Origin of the sequence: Micromonospora trifolii (assembly GCF_050516465.1) — a bacterium.
GTDB lineage: Bacteria > Actinomycetota > Actinomycetes > Mycobacteriales > Micromonosporaceae > Micromonospora > Micromonospora trifolii.
In genome coordinates this window covers 2,293,458-2,310,849 of sequence record NZ_CP191526.1, presented here as the reverse complement: position 1 = coordinate 2,310,849, position 17,392 = coordinate 2,293,458, and the positions used below count along the sequence as shown (strand labels likewise).

The 17,392-nt window shown below is 71.2% G+C and carries 24 protein-coding genes; 5 read left to right on the top strand and 19 right to left on the bottom strand.

Annotated features, from left to right (window positions below):
• Positions 1 to 25: 25 nt before the first annotated feature.
• A complete protein-coding gene (locus tag ACQRWP_RS10720; protein ID WP_430502084.1) occupies positions 26 to 304 on the top strand; it encodes a DUF1905 domain-containing protein in 279 nt (92 codons plus the stop codon).
• Positions 305 to 329: 25 nt separating this feature from the next.
• Here ACQRWP_RS10720 and ACQRWP_RS10715 read toward each other — a convergent pair whose 3' ends face one another.
• The 16 genes from ACQRWP_RS10715 to ACQRWP_RS10640 form a co-directional block, all read right to left on the bottom strand.
• Positions 330 to 1,289 carry an SAM-dependent methyltransferase gene (locus ACQRWP_RS10715; RefSeq protein ID WP_430502083.1) on the bottom strand — a complete coding sequence of 320 codons (960 nt, stop codon included), beginning with the start codon at positions 1,287 to 1,289 and terminating at the stop codon, positions 330 to 332.
• 119 nt (positions 1,290 to 1,408) lie between these two features.
• Positions 1,409 to 2,104: a DivIVA domain-containing protein gene (locus ACQRWP_RS10710; RefSeq protein WP_112587029.1), complete on the bottom strand. Its 696-nt coding sequence runs from the start codon at positions 2,102 to 2,104 to the stop codon at positions 1,409 to 1,411.
• A gap of 52 nt (positions 2,105 to 2,156) precedes the next feature.
• A complete protein-coding gene (locus ACQRWP_RS10705; RefSeq protein WP_430502082.1) occupies positions 2,157 to 3,338 on the bottom strand; it encodes a globin domain-containing protein in 1,182 nt (393 codons plus the stop codon).
• A gap of 2 nt (positions 3,339 to 3,340) precedes the next feature.
• Positions 3,341 to 3,739: a group I truncated hemoglobin gene (locus ACQRWP_RS10700; protein WP_091397976.1), complete on the bottom strand. Its 399-nt coding sequence runs from the start codon at positions 3,737 to 3,739 to the stop codon at positions 3,341 to 3,343.
• A gap of 257 nt (positions 3,740 to 3,996) precedes the next feature.
• The gene (locus ACQRWP_RS10695) at positions 3,997 to 4,593 is read right to left on the bottom strand and encodes a MerR family transcriptional regulator (protein WP_430502081.1); all 597 of its coding nucleotides are present in this window, start codon (positions 4,591 to 4,593) and stop codon (positions 3,997 to 3,999) included.
• A 159-nt stretch (positions 4,594 to 4,752) separates the two neighbouring features.
• Positions 4,753 to 5,217 carry a bifunctional nuclease family protein gene (locus ACQRWP_RS10690; RefSeq protein ID WP_030327706.1) on the bottom strand — a complete coding sequence of 155 codons (465 nt, stop codon included), beginning with the start codon at positions 5,215 to 5,217 and terminating at the stop codon, positions 4,753 to 4,755.
• Positions 5,218 to 5,402: 185 nt separating this feature from the next.
• Positions 5,403 to 6,104 (bottom strand): MerR family transcriptional regulator, encoded by a 702-nt coding sequence (locus ACQRWP_RS10685; RefSeq protein WP_203121165.1) that lies wholly within the window; start codon positions 6,102 to 6,104, stop codon positions 5,403 to 5,405.
• 50 nt (positions 6,105 to 6,154) lie between these two features.
• Positions 6,155 to 6,607: an oxoglutarate dehydrogenase inhibitor Odhl gene (gene odhI, locus ACQRWP_RS10680; RefSeq protein WP_007071101.1), complete on the bottom strand. Its 453-nt coding sequence runs from the start codon at positions 6,605 to 6,607 to the stop codon at positions 6,155 to 6,157.
• Between the two features lie 214 nt (positions 6,608 to 6,821).
• Complete coding sequence (gcvH, locus tag ACQRWP_RS10675) at positions 6,822 to 7,202, bottom strand: glycine cleavage system protein GcvH (protein ID WP_091397961.1); 381 nt, start codon at positions 7,200 to 7,202, stop codon at positions 6,822 to 6,824.
• Positions 7,203 to 7,262: 60 nt separating this feature from the next.
• The gene (locus tag ACQRWP_RS10670) at positions 7,263 to 8,282 is read right to left on the bottom strand and encodes a DUF881 domain-containing protein (RefSeq protein ID WP_430502080.1); all 1,020 of its coding nucleotides are present in this window, start codon (positions 8,280 to 8,282) and stop codon (positions 7,263 to 7,265) included.
• An 11-nt stretch (positions 8,283 to 8,293) separates the two neighbouring features.
• Positions 8,294 to 8,626: a small basic family protein gene (locus ACQRWP_RS10665; RefSeq protein WP_030327710.1), complete on the bottom strand. Its 333-nt coding sequence runs from the start codon at positions 8,624 to 8,626 to the stop codon at positions 8,294 to 8,296.
• Positions 8,623 to 9,567 (bottom strand): DUF881 domain-containing protein, encoded by a 945-nt coding sequence (locus ACQRWP_RS10660; protein WP_430502079.1) that lies wholly within the window; start codon positions 9,565 to 9,567, stop codon positions 8,623 to 8,625. The genes ACQRWP_RS10665 and ACQRWP_RS10660 overlap by 4 nt, the downstream gene beginning before the upstream one ends.
• Positions 9,564 to 10,196 (bottom strand): CDP-alcohol phosphatidyltransferase family protein, encoded by a 633-nt coding sequence (locus ACQRWP_RS10655; RefSeq protein WP_430502078.1) that lies wholly within the window; start codon positions 10,194 to 10,196, stop codon positions 9,564 to 9,566. The genes ACQRWP_RS10660 and ACQRWP_RS10655 overlap by 4 nt, the downstream gene beginning before the upstream one ends.
• A gap of 295 nt (positions 10,197 to 10,491) precedes the next feature.
• Positions 10,492 to 10,953: a MarR family winged helix-turn-helix transcriptional regulator gene (locus ACQRWP_RS10650; RefSeq protein ID WP_430503177.1), complete on the bottom strand. Its 462-nt coding sequence runs from the start codon at positions 10,951 to 10,953 to the stop codon at positions 10,492 to 10,494.
• Positions 10,954 to 11,009: 56 nt separating this feature from the next.
• Positions 11,010 to 12,182 carry a PP2C family protein-serine/threonine phosphatase gene (locus ACQRWP_RS10645; RefSeq protein WP_430502077.1) on the bottom strand — a complete coding sequence of 391 codons (1,173 nt, stop codon included), beginning with the start codon at positions 12,180 to 12,182 and terminating at the stop codon, positions 11,010 to 11,012.
• 71 nt (positions 12,183 to 12,253) lie between these two features.
• A complete protein-coding gene (locus ACQRWP_RS10640; RefSeq protein ID WP_430502076.1) occupies positions 12,254 to 13,000 on the bottom strand; it encodes an SAM-dependent methyltransferase in 747 nt (248 codons plus the stop codon).
• A gap of 113 nt (positions 13,001 to 13,113) precedes the next feature.
• Here ACQRWP_RS10640 and ACQRWP_RS10635 point away from each other — a divergent pair, with 113 nt between their 5' ends.
• From ACQRWP_RS10635 to ACQRWP_RS10625, 3 genes are all read left to right on the top strand, one after another.
• Positions 13,114 to 13,995 carry a universal stress protein gene (locus tag ACQRWP_RS10635; RefSeq protein ID WP_430502075.1) on the top strand — a complete coding sequence of 294 codons (882 nt, stop codon included), beginning with the start codon at positions 13,114 to 13,116 and terminating at the stop codon, positions 13,993 to 13,995.
• Positions 13,996 to 14,094: 99 nt separating this feature from the next.
• Positions 14,095 to 14,307, top strand: a complete 213-nt coding sequence (locus tag ACQRWP_RS10630) for a phosphatidylethanolamine-binding protein (RefSeq protein ID WP_088948250.1) — start codon at positions 14,095 to 14,097, stop codon at positions 14,305 to 14,307.
• Positions 14,304 to 14,780, top strand: a complete 477-nt coding sequence (locus tag ACQRWP_RS10625; RefSeq protein ID WP_430502074.1) for a hypothetical protein — start codon at positions 14,304 to 14,306, stop codon at positions 14,778 to 14,780. The genes ACQRWP_RS10630 and ACQRWP_RS10625 overlap by 4 nt, the downstream gene beginning before the upstream one ends.
• Positions 14,781 to 14,788: 8 nt before the next feature.
• Here ACQRWP_RS10625 and ACQRWP_RS10620 read toward each other — a convergent pair whose 3' ends face one another.
• Positions 14,789 to 14,992, bottom strand: a complete 204-nt coding sequence (locus tag ACQRWP_RS10620) for a hypothetical protein (protein ID WP_328654239.1) — start codon at positions 14,990 to 14,992, stop codon at positions 14,789 to 14,791.
• A gap of 132 nt (positions 14,993 to 15,124) precedes the next feature.
• Between ACQRWP_RS10620 and ACQRWP_RS10615 the strand changes: the two genes are divergently transcribed.
• Positions 15,125 to 15,775, top strand: a complete 651-nt coding sequence (locus tag ACQRWP_RS10615; protein WP_430502073.1) for a hypothetical protein — start codon at positions 15,125 to 15,127, stop codon at positions 15,773 to 15,775.
• A gap of 5 nt (positions 15,776 to 15,780) precedes the next feature.
• Here the strand turns inward: ACQRWP_RS10615 and ACQRWP_RS10610 are convergent, their stop codons facing one another.
• Together ACQRWP_RS10610 and ACQRWP_RS10605 are read right to left on the bottom strand one after the other, a co-directional pair.
• Positions 15,781 to 15,966, bottom strand: coding sequence for a hypothetical protein (locus ACQRWP_RS10610; RefSeq protein ID WP_036410487.1), 186 nt, complete (start codon positions 15,964 to 15,966; stop codon positions 15,781 to 15,783).
• A 73-nt stretch (positions 15,967 to 16,039) separates the two neighbouring features.
• Positions 16,040 to 17,317: a hemolysin family protein gene (locus ACQRWP_RS10605; RefSeq protein ID WP_430502072.1), complete on the bottom strand. Its 1,278-nt coding sequence runs from the start codon at positions 17,315 to 17,317 to the stop codon at positions 16,040 to 16,042.
• Positions 17,318 to 17,392: the final 75 nt, after the last annotated feature.

Sequence of the window (17,392 nt, the reverse complement as noted above, 5' to 3'; positions counted from 1 at the left end):
CGACCCGCCGCGCCGAGGAGAACCCATGGACCCGCAACCACTCGACTACCGCTTCACCGCGCCCATCGAGAAGGACGGCGCGTTCGCCACGTACGTGACAGTGCCCGACTCCGCGAACCTGCTCGGCACCCGACGCGCCGTCAAGGTCACCGGCACCATCGACGGGCACCCGTTCAACGCCACCCTCATGCCCTCCGGCGCCGGCCCCCACTGGCTGCCCATCCGCGCCGCCCTGTGCAAGGCCATCGGTAAGAGCGCCGCCGGCACCGAGGTCACCTTCCACCTCCAACAACGCCTCAGCTGACCACCCGCCCCGCCGACGGCAGCCCTCAGCCGCCCGGGCGGTGCGCGGCGACCAACACCGGCCCGCCGGGGACTGTCGGAAAACGCCGAACATCACCCAACCCCGCCCCCGCCAGCACCTGCGCCATCCGGTCCGCGTCGAAGGCGTTGCCGCCGTTACGGACGGCGTTCCACCGGTCGACGGCCGCCCGCAACGGGTCCCCCGCCGGCGGATTGGTGCCCGCCACCAGCCAGCCACCGGGTCTCAGCGCCTGCACCAGCCGGGGCAGCGCGAGCGCCAACGTCTGCTGGGGAAGAAACGGCGCCGGCACCCAGACCAGGTCGTACCCGCCCGGCTCGGCCACCTCCGCGACGTCCTGCCGGCGCAAACTGATCCGATCCGCGACATCGCCCGCCTCGGCCAACTCCCCGCGGGCCAGGTCCAACGCCCGTTGCAGCACGTCGATACCCACCACCGACACCCGGGGCAACGCGCGCGCCAGGGCGACAGCCAACGCCGCCACACCGGTGCCCACGTCCAACACCCGGGCGTCGGCCGAGTCCAAGCGCTCCGCCAGCCCCGGCAACTCGGGAACCACCCGCGCCGCCAACGCCCGACCGGTCGCCGCCGACGCCCGACCCTGATGCAGCAACACCTCGTCGTCCACCTGCGCCCAGCCGGCCCCACCCCCGCCGGAAGGCTCCTGCGCCGCCGCGACGACCGCCTGCCGCAGCGAACTCAACCGCGCCTGCACCGCGCTGCGCCCGGTCGGCCCGTCGGCAGGCACCAACGACGGGTGCGCGACCGGCGCCCCACCGTCCCAGGACAGCAGACCAGCGGCCTCCAGCACCGCGCTGCGGTGCGGCGACGCTACGAGGACCTCGGCAAGCGGAGCCGACAGGGCGTCACTCATGGTGCCGACCGCGGCCGCCAGCGCCCACGCCGATGCCTCCAACGCGGCCAGCGGGTCCGCTGACCCGCCGGATGGGGACGGTGATACCGACACGACGGCGCCTCTCCCAGGGGGCGGGCCACGGGTCAGCCCCGCCTGATCCCTCCGACTATGCCACCGCCGTCAGCGCGCCGGGGTGGGGTCCGCGTCAGCGAACCCCACCCCGCGACCACTCAGCGCTGCTGGTGCCGCGGCAACGCCGACTGGCCCACCACACCACCCACGAACGGCGCCCCCGGCGTCTCCGCCGCGATCCGATCCATCGTGCGCGCCAACTGCTCACTGCCGTCGTCGAGATGCCGCGCCGCCGCCTGCATGTGCGACACCATCATCTCGCCGAAGATCCGCAACGCCTCCCGGGTCGCCACCGTGTCGTCGAAGCTCGACCCCGCCGCGCTGCGGTACTCCGCCACCGCCCGCTCAGCCTCCTGCTTCGCCTCCGCCTCCGCGGCGTGCAGATAACTCTCGTACTGCACCCGGGCGTACTCGGCGACCCGACGCGCGTAGTCATGCGCCTGCGCGATGATCTGCTCGGCCTCCCGCTGCGCCGCCGACAGCAGATTCACCTCCCGCGCCGCCGGGACCTTCGCCGCCGCCCCCGTACTCGGAATCACCCCGTGCCGGTGCAACTCCACCCGGTCGGTCAGCCGCTCGTTCTCCGCCCGCAACGTCGCGATCTGCGTCGCCAACAGGTCCAACTCGTCAGCGACCTGCACCCGGAACCGGTCCACGTCAGCGTTGTCGTAACCACGCCGAGCGAACGACGCCGCACCGAACTCCCACCGCCGAACCCGATCGGCGGTCATCCGCACCTGCACACCGCCGGAAACCTGCACCCCGTCATACCGACTGATCGGCGTCGCGCTCACCTGTGCAGACCTCCGTTCGCGACCGCCGGGCTCGCAAGCTCACTCCTCGCGCTCACCTGTGCCCACCTCCCGAAGTGTCACCCGCAGCCGGCTGCTGCACCGCCGTCCGCCACGCCGGGCCGTACCACTGCGCACCCAGGCCCTCATGGTGCACCTGACCCGCGTGGTAACCCGCCTGGACCAACGTTCGCACCGCGTGCGACACCATCTCGTCCGACCCACACACGAACACGTGCCGGGACCGCCAGTCACCGTCGGCCAACGCCCGGTCCACCGCCTGCACGAACTCTCCCGGCCGGTGCACGTCGGCACCCACCACGTACGTCACCGTCAACCACGGATGCGACGACGCCAACTTGTCGATCGCGTCGCTGTCGTAGAACTCGCTACGGGACCGGGCCCCCACGTACAGGTCCACCCGCCGGCGGGAACCCTCCGCGGCCACCTGCTCCACCAACGCCTTCACCGGCGCCCAACCGGTGCCCGCGACCAACAGCAACAGGTCACTGGAGCCCGCCGACCACAACCCCAGCCGATCCCCGACCGGCGCCGCCAGGTGGACCCGATCCCCCACCGCCGACCCGTACACCAGCCGCGACGACACCGCGCCACCCGGCGCGGCCCGCACATGCAACTCCAACGTGCCGTCCGCGCGCGGCGCGTTCGCCGGCGAGTAGTACCGCCACGACCGCACCGACGGGTGCGACACCCCGATCGACTGACCCGGCGTGAACGGCAACAGGTACTGCGGACGCACCGTCAACACCGCCACGTCGAACGCCCGCCGCTCATGCGCCACGATCTCCGCCACCCACCACGGCGGATTGACCGCCTCAGCGGCCTGCGCGGCCTCCATCATCACCTGGGCGACCAACCCGTACGCGGCCGTCCAGTCCGCAGCCAACTCGTCGGTCCACTGCTCGGCGAGGAAATGCTGCAACGTCGCCACCAGCGCCTCACCGACCGCCGGGTAGTGCTCCGCGCGAACCGCGAACTTGCGGTGATCCGCGCCGAGATCCTGCAGGAAACCCACCAGCCGATCCACCTGGTCCACGTTGGACACGATGTGACCCAACGCGGTCACGAGGCGGTCCCGCTGACCGGCCATGTTCGTGGGGAACATCTGCCGCGTCTCGGGGTGAGCGAGGAACAACGTCGAGTAGAAGTAGAGAGGCACCTGGTCGCCGTGACCGGCGACCACCGACCAGCTCTGCTTGAGGCGAGCCGCGTCCACGCTCAGGCGCCCGACCTGTTCCCGGCAGCCACCACCTGGCCCTGCACCTGCCCCAGCACTGTCTGCACGTCGGCGAGGATGTCCGCCGGCACCCCCAGCTCGGTCAGCGTCACCGTCAGGTGCTCGCCCACCTTCGCGTAGTGCCCCACCGTGATGTTCAACGGCTGGTGCGCCTCGGCCAACCCGCGACCCGTGTACTCGTTCGGGCCACCCAGTACCACGGTCAACATCAACGCCAGATGCCGCCGCTGACCGGCCATGTCCACGTCAGCGAAATAGCCCGCCAACTCCGGGTCCGCGAGCACCTTGTCGTAGAACAGCTCAACCGCCGCCTTGACCGAACTGGCACCGCCAATGCGGTCGTAGTGCGAGGCGGGAGCGGTCTCTTCCGTAACCGTCACGGTCGTTCCTTCCGGGGGGTGAAGGGTCCAGAACCGTGAGGGACCATAGCGTGTCAACCGCTTCCGGTCAGCGCCCCCTTATCGGATTCCCGACAACACGCCGCCACGGTGCGTCACCGCTACCGATCGGTATCTCACAAGGAGCCACGGGAACGACACCCACGGTATCCACAGTGGACCGTCACGGGCAATAAACCCCTGCCACCGTCACCGACGGTCGCGAGAAAACAACCGGAAAAAATCCGAAAGACAGAACGTCAGCCGGCGCGCCGCCGCGCCCGCCGCGCCGCCAACTCGTCACCCACCGGATCTGGCCCCGACGCCACCGCCGGCTCCGCCGGGCCGCTCATCGCCGGCTCCGCCGGCAGATGCGACAGCGAACCCTGGATCTCCTTGAAGGCCCCACCGATCGCGATGCCGAAGACCCCCTGGCCACCCTGCAACAGGTCGACCACCTCCTCCGGAGACCGGCACTCGTACACCGTCGTCCCATCAGAGATCAGCGTGATCCCCGCCAGATCCTCCACACCACGCGACCGCAACGCCTCGATCGCCTTACGGATGTTCTGCAGGGACACCCCCGCATCCAACAACCGCTTCACGACCTTCAACACCACCAGGTCGCGGAACGAATACAACCGCTGCGTCCCCGAACCCGAGGCATCCCGAACGCTCGGCACCACCAGCGTCGTCCGCGCCCAATAATCCAACTGCCGGTAACTGATGCCCACCGCGTGACAGGCCGTCACACCCCGGTAGCCAACCGAACCGTCACCCTCAGTCGCCACACCTGGCGACGAGGCACCCGGCTCGTCGAACTCTGCACCCGGATCGGAATCCCGCGGCTCGTGCATCCGGACAACCTCCCCGTCAGTGTGGCGACGCATCGTTTCCGGGACGCGCACCCCTCGACATGGAAACCCTATCGCCACCGTCAGGGGTTACCACGGAGGAACCGACGCGACACGCCGCGCAGCCACCGAGAAAGATCACCAACCGAGCCCAGGCACACCTCAGCCCGCGAAATCCTCCGGACGCACCTGCTCCAGGAACTCGCGGAACTTCTCCACCTCGTCCTCCTGCTCATCAGGGATAACGATCCCCGCCTCGCTGAGGACCTGCTCCGCACAACGAATCGGCGCACCGACCCGCAACGCCAACGCGATCGAATCGCTCGGCCGCGCCGACACCCGCACCCCATCGCCGATCAACAGATCCGCGTAGAAGACGTTCTCCTTCAGCTCGGTGATCTCCACCGCCTGCAAGGGCGCCTTCAACGCCGCCAACACGTCCCGCAGAAGATCATGCGTCAACGGCCGGGCCGGCTTGACCCCCTGCTGCTCATAAGCGATAGCCGTGGCCTCGACCGCGCCGATCCAGATCGGCAGATAGCGGTCGCCCTCGACCTCCCTGAGCAGGACGATCGGCTGGTTGCTGGGCAGCTCCACCCGAACTCCGACCACGCTCAGCTCGCGCACCGCCGCCTCCGTGTCGTTGTCACCTACGCCGCACCGCGCCCTTCCCTGCACCGTACACGGACCGCAACACGGCCGTCCCATGCGCTACAGCACCACGCTCGCGCCGAAAAGGGGTTACCCCGGCAAGCCTACGGCACGCTTCCCGGAAGAGATCTTTCCGCTCAGCCGCCACCCACCGGGCACCCTCACCGACCCAACGTCGACCGCAGACCCACCCGCACCAACGCCGCGTGCAACTGCTCCGACAACGCCACCAACTCCCGCGCCGTCTCCGCCGCCCGCGCCCGCGCCGCCGGATCACTCTGCCGCGCCAACGGCGCCACCAACTGCGCGAACAAACCGACCTCCCGGTCCGCCGCCGTCCGATAACCCCGCAGGTGCCGCGGCTCCAACCCGTACGCCGCCAACCCCGCCACCGCCGACGCGATGATCAACGCATCCGCGTCATACCACCCCGGCGGATCCGACACCAGCACACCGAGCCGCTCCAACTCCACCAACGTCGACTCGTCGACGCCACTGCGCGCCACCAGATCCGCCCGGCCGAGCCGCACCTGCGACGACTCGGCCGGCTCCGCCAACTCACGACCCGGCACCGCACCATCGGGACCAACCGCCACCAACGCCGGCCGCGACCGCCCCGGCTGCTCACCGGACGAATCCCACTGGGCCAACTGCTCCCGGATCACCCGCAACGGCAGGTACTTGTCCCGCTGCGCGGTCAACACGAACCGCAACCGCGCCACATCGTCCCAGCTGTACTTCCGGTAACCCGCCGCCGTCCGCTGCGGCTCGACCAAACCCTCGGCCTCAAGAAACCGCAGCTTCGAAATCGTGGTATCCGGAAAATCCACCCGCAACTGCCCAAGCACCTCACCGATGCTCATCAGCGGCTCAGACCGAGCCGCCCCGGGTGACATGGAGGCCGCAGGCTCGTTCACCCCCGGCCGGCCTCCTCCTCCGGGCGCGGACCGGCGATGAACACCACCCGGAACTTACCGATCTGGACCTCGTCACCATTGCTCAACGTGGCCGCCTCAACCCGCTCACGATTGACGTACGTGCCATTCAGGCTGCCCACGTCCCGCACCGTGAACGTCCCACCATCACGGTGGAACTCCGCGTGCCGACGCGACACCGTCACGTCATCCAGGAAGATGTCACTGTCCGGGTGCCGGCCACTGGTCGTCACATCGTGGTCCAACAGGAACCGGGCACCCGCATTCGGGCCTCGACGAACCACCAGCAGCGCCATACCCGGCGGCAACGAACCGGACATCCGGCTCGGCACCACATCGGTATCCGGCCCCTCCAGCACTTCGTCGAGCGAACCGAGATTGAGCGTCGAAGTGACGTCGAGTGGGGGGAACTCGTCGTCTGGCCGCGTCATGGGACCACCTCACGGATCTGTTCGGTCGGCGTCGGGTAATGGCGGGTCTGGCCGCCGGGCACTTGAACACCCGGCGGCTGGCTCCCCGTGCCCGGGAAGGCAATTCCGCAACGCTCAACTATTGGGTTCTCGGTCGACTGGGCGAGCCTAGCCAGCGCCGAAATGCAGGGCAACCGGACGCGCGCAGACATCCCACGCACCGGATCAAGCACACTCAGCCTTCGGTGATCTTCTGATACGCGGCCGCCGTCAGCAACCCATCCGTCGCAGTCGGATCATTCGGCGTGATCTCCACCAACCAACCCTCACCGTACGGATCAGTGTTGATCAGCTCAGGCGTGTCAGCCAACGCGTCGTTGCGCGCCGCCACCGTACCGGCCACCGGCGCGTAGATCTCCGACACACTCTTGGTCGACTCGATCTCACCCAACGAGTCACCGGCCGCGACCACCGCACCCGCCTCGGGCAACTGCACGTACACGATGTCGCCGAGCGCGTCCTGCGCGAAGTGGGTGATGCCGACCCGGACCGAAGCCGTGCCGTCACCCGCCACCCACTCATGCTCGGCGGTGTATCGCAGATCCTCGGGAATCACCAGACGCGTCCTTCATCCATCGGTGCCCCGGACCACCCGGGTCCGGCGCGGCCGCGCCGGTCAGGAGACCGGACGGGCGTGTTCCAACTTGATCGGCACGTGCAGCGCCGAAACCTCGGCAACCTCACGCTCCCCAAACGTCACGTTACCGCCGTCACCCCGGACCGACGCCACCACCCCACCAGGAATGTTCAACGCCGTACGCATCGTCGCCGGATCACCGATCACCGTGATCGTGTACGGCCCCGACAACCGACGCCCCTCCACCATCAACGACCCGTTGTCCCCATCGAGGAAGTACGTCGACGCGATGATGCGCACCGTCGCCCGATCCCCACCCGAGATCTGCATCGCCTCGGCGCCCGCACCACGCAGCTCCTGCACCGCGTCCAACACCCGGTTCGCCGAGATCGGCTTCACCCCGGCATCGAACTGCACCGTCAACCCCGGGCCCACCGCCGGCAACGTCCCCGCCAGGATGCCCAACTCGTCCGCCCGCCGCGTCGCCTCGTCCAACGCCGCCTGACGACCCTGCTCACCCGAGCGCAACTGCCGCTGACTGTCCTCCAGAGCCCGGATGTCCTGCTGGAGGCGATTCTCCCGCGCATCCAGGTCCGACAGGATCCGGACCAGGTCCTCCTGCCGGGTCGCCCCCAACGTCGGGTCCGTCGACGTCGTCTTCAACTGCACGACCAACGTGAAACCCAGCAACGCCAACAACGCGGCGATCATCACCCCGGCCGTACTCCACCGGGACCGACCAGCCACCGCCGGCGCCGCCGACTCCCCCACCGGCTCCGCCAACCCGTCGGAACCCGCGACCGGCTCCCCCGACCGCGACACCGCGCTCAGGTCCACCGTCGCACCATCGTCGACCGGCTCCACCTCCGGCTCCACGTCCGGCTCCACCGCAGGCTCGTCATCCGACGGCTGCGCGGGCCCCTGCGGCGCCAACGGGCTCAACTCATCCGGATCCGGCGCATCCGGCCGCGGATCCGGCTCACCCGCCGGCCCACCCGGCCGCACCGGACCCGCCGGCTGCGGCCACCCGGTCCCCGTGTCGGTCTGCTCGTCACTCATCGCAACCCAACCTACGCCCGGAACAGGTGCCGACGGATCGCCGCCACGTTGCCGAAGATACGCACACCCAGCACAACGACCACACCGGTGGACAACTGCCCACCCACCCCCAACTGGTCACCCAGATACACGATCAGACCAGCGACCAGCACGTTCGAAATGAACGACACCACGAACTGCTTGTCGTCGAAGATGCGGTCCAACCGGGCCCGCACCCCACCGAACACCGCGTCCAACGCGGCCACCACCGCGATCGGCAGGTACGGCTGCAACGCCGCCGGCACCGTGGGATCAAGCCACACGCCCAGCACCACACCGGCGAGCAACGCCAACACCGCGATCATCGGCCACCTCCGGAGGGGCTAACAGTCGTCGCCGGACCGGACGACCCGGGACTGCCGGACCGGACACCCGACGCGGAAGGGCTCGGACTGACCGACGGCTTGGCGTAGCGTAGCTGCGGCTCCGGCGCGGCCGGCAGGGTGAGGTCATCCGCCTCCCGCACACCGAACGACAACCCCGTCCCCTGCGCGACCTTCCGCATCAGCGCCGCGTTCCGGCTGTCCTCGAACTTGCGCCGCATCGAACCCGGCCCAATCGCCGACACCTCGTACGGCCCGGTCACCGGCCGGAAATCCACGAGCATCGCCTCACCCGCCGACCGGATCGTCGACGTCGACGTCAACCGCTGCCCGTTGATGGCGATCGCCTCCGCGCCAGCACTCCACAACGCGTTCGCCACCCCCTGCAGGTCGCTGTAGAGCACCCGCGGCGGCCCAGCGCCGGCACCGGTGACCGCGTCCGCCTTGTCCGGCGCGTCCGCCAGCCGCACCACCACACCATCACCGCGCACCCGACCCAGCCCGGTACTCGCCTCCAGGTTGCGCAACCGGGCAGCGGCCGACCCGCTCAACGCCGCGTCCCGCTGCCGACTGACCTCCTCGCGCAGCTGATCCGCCCGCGTGGACAACCGATCGGTCTGGCTCTCCCGCTCCTTGATCTGCGCCACCAGACCCGAGCGGGCCTGGCTCCGCCCCGGCTCGTCCGCCATCGTCTGCCGGTACGCGACCGCGAACAGGAAACCGAGCATCACCACCACGACCAGGCTCACCGACCTCGCCGGCAAGGCCCGCCACCCGCGCGCCGGAGCGGACTCCGCCGAGCGCCGACGGGCGGCGGCCGCGTCCGCGTACCCCGGATCCAGCGGGTTGCGGAACAGCTCGGTGAGGAAGTCCGGCGCGTACACCCGATCCTGGCCGGGTTTTCCCAGCCGCGGCGCGCTCACGCCGCCGCTCCCGGGCCGCGCGCCGCGCGCACCAGCCGGGCCGCCTGCACGACGTACATCCCGCCGGCCACCCAGTAGAGCACCAGCCCCCACCAGGCCAACGCCCAACCGATGGCGCTCGCCGCCGTCGCCACGTCGGTCGCCGCGCTGGCCAGCAGCAGCACCGGGAAGGCCGCGAGCAGCAGGAACGTGGCGGTCTTGCCCACGTAGTGCACCGGCGGCGGCCCGTACCCGTAGCGACGCAGCACCGCCAGCGAGGCGAGCAGGAGCACCTCACGGGCCAGCAGCGCCGCGGTGAACTGCCACGGCACCACCTCCCGCGCGGTGAAGGCGACCAGGGTGGCGAGGATGTAGAGCCGGTCGGCGAGCGGGTCGAGCAGCTCGCCCAGGCGGCTCACCTGGTGCAGGCGGCGGGCGATCCAGCCGTCGACCCAGTCGGTGGTGCCGCCGATGGCCAGCACCACGACCGCCGCCACGTCGGCCCGCGCCACCAGGAACAGGTAGAGGAAGAGCGGCACGCCCAGCAGTCGCCCGAAGCTGATCAGGTTGGGCAGGGTGAGCACCTGGTTGCCGGGAGTCTCGTCACCGGTGTCCCGCGGTTGCTCTGCCCGAGCTGGCCGACGCGACACCGATCCTCCTGTACGGCACGCGGGCCCCCGGCCGACGCCGGGCGCGGCTGAGGGTCGTACGCGCTGTCGGGCCGACCAGTGCCGGCTCTCCCTGCGGCCCCGGGCGGGGCCCCTTCCCCTGATGCGGCCCGCGATCTCGATGATCGCGGGCCGGGTAGGTGCGCTGCCACTATATCGGGCTTCCTCTCGCTGGCCGGGCGCCGCCGCCGGGCTGTCGGTGCGGCTGTGCCGCACTGTGGCGTGGATCACCACGCGTAGAGCGTCCTAGGATACTAGTGGAAGACGGGGACGATGCTCAGGCCGTCTGCACGGCAGGATCGGTCTGCTGCTCGGGCACCGAGGTCGCCGCCCGAGCGAACCCGGCCAGCGCCAACAGCAGCTCGTGCTGCATCCGCGCCGGCATCCGGTCCAGCACCGCCTGCACCGCGCGCTGCCGCCGCTCGGCCAGCTCCCCCAACAGGGTCAGCGCCGCAGCGGTCGGCACCAACCGCACCTCCCGCCGGTCGCGCGGATCGGCCACCCGACGCAACAGCCCGGTCGCCTCCAGCCGGTCGCACAGACGGCTCGCCGACGAGGGCACCACGTCCAGCAACTCCGCCAACCCGTTGACGTTGGTCTCCGGTCGAGCGCTGATCAGCGTGAGCACCCTCAGCTGGGTGGGCGGCACCTGGTGCCGCGACGCGGCCGACTCCAGTACGGCGATCAGCGTCCCGGCGGCCGCGTCGATCGCCGCGGCGAGATCCGCAGGTCGCTCCACCTGATGTCCCCTGCCGTCGTCGCGCTGGTGCTCGCCCGGCAACGCGGCGGCGAATCTCACCCCGTGCCCCGTTCGCGCGGACCGTGCCAGTCCAGACAGACCACGACGGCGTCGTCGCGCAGATCGGAATCCGCGTGATAGGCGTGCAGTTCGCGCATCACCGTACCAACCGCCTCGGCCGGTGGCTGCAGCCGCGTGGCGCGCAGGGAACGAGCCATCACCCGCTGCCCGTACGGCTCCTGACCCGGCGGCTCGGCGGCCCACACCCCGTCACTGACCACAAAGAGCCGGTCACCGGGGGCGAGTTGCACCTCCTGAAGCTCGTAGCGGGTCTCGGCGAACATGCCCAGCGGCAGCTGCTGATCCAGCTTCATCGGCTCGACCGTGGACCCGCGCATCCGCAACAGATGGGGGGAGCCCGCGTCGACCGCCCGCACCCGGCCGAGGCGAGTGTCCACCTCCAGCAGCAAGGTGGCCACGTACCGGGCGCCCCGATGTTGGTAGAAGACCGTGTCCGAGGCCAGTTCGGCCTGTTCCACCAGGCCGCCACCGGAGCGCCGCGCGTTGCGCATCGCGTTGACCGTGACGGCGGTCAACAGGGACGCCGCCAGCCCACTGCCCTCGCCGTTGAGCACCGTCACGGTGAGACGGTCGCCGTCCAACGACCAGTCGAAGTGGTCGCCACCCACCGTGTACGCCGGTTCGAGCTGACCGGCCAGATCGAACGCGTGGTGCGACACACCACGACCGGGCAGCAGGTCCCACTGCATCTCGGCGGCCATCGTCAGTCGCTCCCGACGGCGGGCCCGCCGGTAACGGTCGGTCTCCCGGTCCGCCGCGCGCATCGCCACCGCCAGGGCGCCGGCGATGTCCGTCGCCCGACCGGTGACCGCCGCGTTCGGTACGGTCGGAAGCTCGATCAGCAGCACACCCAGCCGCTCCCCCCAGACCGTCAACGGCAGGTAGAGCCGGCAGGGGCCCTCACCGTCGCGTACCGGCTGCTGACTGCTGAAGCAGCGCTGCGCCATGGTGTGGCAGGCCAGGAACCCACCCGCCGGCAGGTCCGGGTCCAGCACCGGCCAGAGGCCGCTGATCCGGTAGTCGGCGACGAAGACATCGGTGCGCAGCGCGCCCATCGCCGACCGGATCGCCCGGTCCGCCGCCTCGGCCAACTGGTCGGGCGGGGCCTCGCGCAACGCGCGCGACACCACGTCCGGCGCGTCTACCATCGTCGTCCTCCCCAGAAGCTTGCTATAGGGCAAGCATCATACGGACGCTCCCGGACGGATGATCGGCGCGGTCAGTCACCCGCGCGGGTCGCGAGCACACCGTGGAACGCGTCGGGCACCCGCGCCGGCGGGCCGTCCGGCCGCCACTCGGCGACCGGGACGATCCCGTCCGCCGTCGGCGCCCACCGACCCAGCAGGGGCGCGAACGCCGCCGGTGGACGCATCCGGAACTGCGGTCCCATCATGGCCAGCGCCTGCGGGTGGCCGGCCAGCTCCTCGGTGTCGAAGTCCACCGCGAGCAGACTGCCCGGCGCCGCGGCAGCGTACAGCTCGTCGAGGGTGCGGGTCAGCGTGGCGTCGTCGAGGAACGCGGCCAGGCCGAGGAAGACCACCCCGACCGGCCGCCGACCCCAGCCCGGCACGAAACGGTGCAACTGCGCCGGGTCGATAGTGCCGATGTCGGTCGCGTCGCCGAAGCCGTAGCCGGCCCGGTCGCTGCCGGCGAGGATGCTCTGTCCCAGTCGGATGGTGACCGGGTCGACGTCGGTGTAGAGCACTGTGGCGTCGGTGGCGACCTCGTGCACGTTGCCCATCGTCGGCACCCCGGCGCCGAACACCAGGAACCCGTCCACGCCCTGCTCGGCCATCGCCCGCACCGCCCGGCCCAGGAACGCCCGCAGCTCCCGGAACACCGGCGCGCACGGCCCGTACGCCTGCTCGAACGCGTTAGCGGCGGCCACATCCACGGGGAAATGGTGCTGCCCGCCGAGCCAGAAATCGATCATGCGAGCGGTGCTCGGCTGGTCTGGTTCACCCATCGGCGGCGCTCCCTCCCCGGTCGTCGCCCAGCGTACCGACCGGAACGCGCTCAGCGGTATCGCGGCGCGAGGGCGTCCAGGCCCGCGATACTGGCCGCGAGCGGAGGTGGACGGTGAACTCGGCAAACAACGCGGCGGTGGTGGTCGGCGTCGACGGCTCGGAGTCGGCGCTGCGCGCCGTGCGTCTCGCCGCGACCGAGGCGGCGCGCCGGCACCGACCGCTGCGGGTCGTGCACGGCTTCATCTGGCCGCTGCTGCACGTACCGGTCTCCCCCGCCCCGGACGCGCCACCCGGCGGTGGGCTGCGCCACCGGGCCGAGGAACTCGTCGAGGCCGCGGTGCGCGAGGCCGAGGCGACAGTGCCCGGCTTGTCGATCTCCGGCGAGATCATCGACGGTGAGGCCGCCGCGGTGCTGGTGGGTGAGTCCCCCACCGCCGCGCTCATCGTGCTCGGCGACCGCGGGCTGGGTGGGTTCTCCGCGCTGGTGGTCGGCTCGGTCGCGGTGCAGGTCGCCGCGTACGCCGACTGCCCGGTGCTGGTCGCGCGCGGCACGCAACGACCCGACGAGCCGGTGCTGGTCGCGGTGGACGGCTCGGACGCCTCCCGTCGGGCGGCGGACTTCGCCGCCGAGACCGCCGTGTCGCTCGGCGTGCCGCTGGTGGCGGTGCACGCCTACCGACACCCCGGCAGCAACGGCCCGGGCGACATGCAACCCCTGGTGTACGACGAGGCGAAGCTCGCCGGCGAGCAGGAGCGGATGCTCGCCGGGTGGCTGACCGGGCTCACCGAGGACCACCGGGGTCTGCGGTTGACCTGCCAGGTGGTGCATGGTCGACCCGGCAGCGTGCTCGCCGAGGCGTCCCGCTCCGCCCAACTGGCGGTCGTCGGTGGGCGCGGGCGCGGCGAGGTGACCGGGTTGCTGCTGGGGTCGGTGAGTCAGTCGATGCTGCACCACGCGCAGTGCCCGGTCGTCGTGGTCCGCGCGCCCCAGTAGCGCGCCGGGGTTGGCCCGCCGCCAGACGGGTAGACGGCCGCGGTACGCCCAGCGGACGGTGGGCAGCACCAGGTGCCCAGACCGACGAAGGAGGCACAGATGCCAGGACCACGGCCGGGCAGTAACGCGTACGACAAGCAGCGGGCGCGGTTGCGCAACGCGATCGACGACTCCGGGCGCCGAGTACCCGACGGCAAGGCCAACCAGGTCGCGAACCGGATCCTCCAGGAGGATCGCGGTCAACGAGGCGTGGTGCGCGGTGAGCGGACGTACGGCCCGAAGAGCGAGCGCGAACCGGGCGACCCGAAGTGAGGAGGGTCGACGTGGCCGACGGCGCGATCGCGGGCGCCGTCGGCAGCACCGCGCTGAACGTGGTCAGCTACCTCGACATGGCGCTACGGGGACGACCGGAGAGCGACGTTCCGCAGGAGACCGTCGACCGGCTGGCCGGAATCGCGCACGTGGACCTGGGGAACGGGGCCCGGGCGGCCAACCGCCGCTCGGGCCTCGGGCCTCTGATCGGTTACGGGCTGGGCGTAGCCGCGGGCGTCGGGTTCGCGCTCTACGCCGGTGGTCGACGTCAGCCGTTGCCGGTGGCCACCGGCCTGCTCGGCGCGGGCGTGATGACCATGACCGACGGGTCGATCACCGTGCTCGGGATCAGCGACCCGCGTACGTGGCGGCGCTCCGACTGGATCTCCGACATCATCCCGCACCTCGCGTACGGACTGGCGGCCGCCGCCACCTGGAACAGGTTGCGGCGGCCGCCAGCCCGCGGTCGCTAGCTCATCGGTCAGCGGGTGTCGCTGTCGTCCTCGGCCACCGGCTCACCGGCCGGGCCGTACGGCGACACCTGCCCCTTGGGAACCGGTCGACCGGCGTCCCCGCGCGACGATCCACTGTTGAGCGGGTGCCCGGTCGGCTTGGGCCCCTTGCTGTCCTGACTGGTGGCGCCCTTGGCGTTGCGCCGGAACTCTTCCTGCTGCGGATTGACCACGGATGTCTCCCTTCCGGGTACGGGGGCGGCATGACCGCCTCCACCGTCGGCATACCCGCCCGCCCCGATGGCATTCCGACCGCGGTCAGCGGCGCGACGGCTAGCGGGTCCTCAAGTGGGTAACCCGACAGGGTGGGCAATGACCGAAGTGTGGTGCGGGTGCTGCTCGACCGGCGTGGCCGCACGTACGCGGATGAGGCCGGCATCCGGCTCTCCGACCGGCCGGGGCCGCTGTATCAGCTGCTGGTGCTGACCACGCTGCTGAGCACCCGGATCCGCGCGTGCGTGGCGGTGGACGCCGCGCGGGAGCTGTTCGCCGCCGGCTACCGCACCCCACAGGCCATGGAGGCGGCCAGTTGGCAGGAGCGCGTCGACGCGCTGGGCCGGGGCCACTACCGCCGCTACGACGAGCGGACCGCCACCATGCTCGGCACCGGCGCCCGGCTGTGCCTGGACCGCTGGCACGGTGACCTGCGACGCCTGCACCGGGAGGCCCAGGGCGACCCGGCCGGGCTGCGGCGGCGACTCACCGAGTTCCCCGGCATCGGCCCCACCGGCGCGGACATCTACCTGCGTGAGGCGCAGACGGTCTGGTCGGACGTGCGCCCGTACGCCGACCGTCGGGCCCTGGCCGGGGCGAAAAGGCTGGGCCTGCCGGGGTCCCCGGACCGGCTCGCCGGTCTCGTCGACGAACCGGACTTCGGCCAGCTCGCGTCAGCGCTGGTACGAGTGGCGCTGGGTGAGGAGTCCGCCGGTGAGGTCACCCGCGTCGCCGCCCGCTGAGGCGCTCACTTGACCGTCTTGTCCCCGGGGCGGGTCAGGTGCCACACCAGCAGCGCGGCGAGCAACGCCAGGACCACCACCCCGCCGGAGATGCCACGGCCCTCCTCGGGGCTGCGGCCGGCGCTGCCGAAGTAGATCACCGCGAGGCCGGCCAGCACCGTGACGAACGTACGCAACCCTCGGTCCTTCACGTCTGGCACGGTAGGCGGACCGCGTTGCCCGCTTTGTCGATTTGGGCCTTTTGTCAGCCTTCTGGGTGAACGGTCAGCGCTCGGTGACGAACCCGCACAGCCGCACCCGGCGCACCGCCCGGTCAGCGACCTCCACCACCTCCAGGGTCAGCCCGGGCAGCCGCACCGTCTCACCCGGGGAGTCCGGCAGGTGCCGCAGTCGGGCCAGCACCAGACCAGCCACCGTCGTGTAGTCCCGGGACAACGGAAAGCTCAGCCGCACTCCCAGGTCGGGCAGGTCGTGCAGCGGGAAGTCACCGGGCACCAGCAGCGACCCGTCCGGTTCCCGGATGACCCCGCGCACGTCGCGGTCGGTCTCGTCGTACAACTCACCGACCACCTCGGCCAGCAGATCCTCCATGGTGACCATGCCGTCGATGCCCCCGTGCTCGTCGACCACCAGGGCCAGTTGCTGATGCTCCTGGCGCAGCTGACGCATCGCGTCGGCGACCGGCAGGGTCACCGGCAGCAGCAGCGGCGCCCGGACCCGTTCGCCCACCGGGGCGCTGCCGGCCCGCACCAGGTCGCGGATGTGCACCACCCCGAGCACCTCGTCCAGGCCGCCGGGGCCGGTGACGGGAGCGCGGGACCGCCCGGCGGCGGCGAGCCACCGAACCCCCTCGTCGGCGGCCAGGCCGGCCGGCAGCGTGGTCACCTCCCGCCGGGCCACCAGGATCTCCCGCAGCGTCCGGCCGGCGATGTCGAACGCGCCGGTCAGGATCTCCCGCTGCTGGGCCGACAGGCCGCGCTGGCTGGCCAGCATCTCCCGCAACTCCTCCTCGGTCATCTCCTCCCGGTTGGCCCGCGGGTCACCACCGGCGAGCCGCACGACAGCGTCGGTGGCCCGGCTGAGCAGCCACACCGCCGGCCGCGACACCCGGGCCAGCAGATCCAGCGGGCCGGCGCTCAGCAACGCCCAACGCTCGGCCCGCTGCATGGCCAGCCGCTTCGGGGCCAACTCCCCGAGCACCAGCGTGACGAACGTCAGCAGCATGGTCACCAGCAGCACCGCGGCGGGACGCGCCGCCCCGCCGAGGAAACCCAACGGCCCGACCAGCGGACCGGCCAACGACACCGCGGCCGCCGCCGAGGCCAGGAACCCTGCCAGGGTGATGCCGAGCTGAATCGTGGCCAGGTAGCGGTTCGGGTCGCGGGACAGCTGCACCAACCGGTCGCCGGCCCGGCTGCGCCGGCCCAACCGCCGCAACTGCCCCTCCCGCAGGGTCACCAGCGCCATCTCGCTGCCGGAGAGCGCGGCGTTGACCAGCACCAGCACGGCCACCAACGCCAACTGCCCGAGCTGACCGCCCATCGCGCACCCCCGTCCGCCGCCTGAGGTCACTCAACCGCAGCGGGGCGCACCGCGGGCCCGGTTTGCGACCCCGCC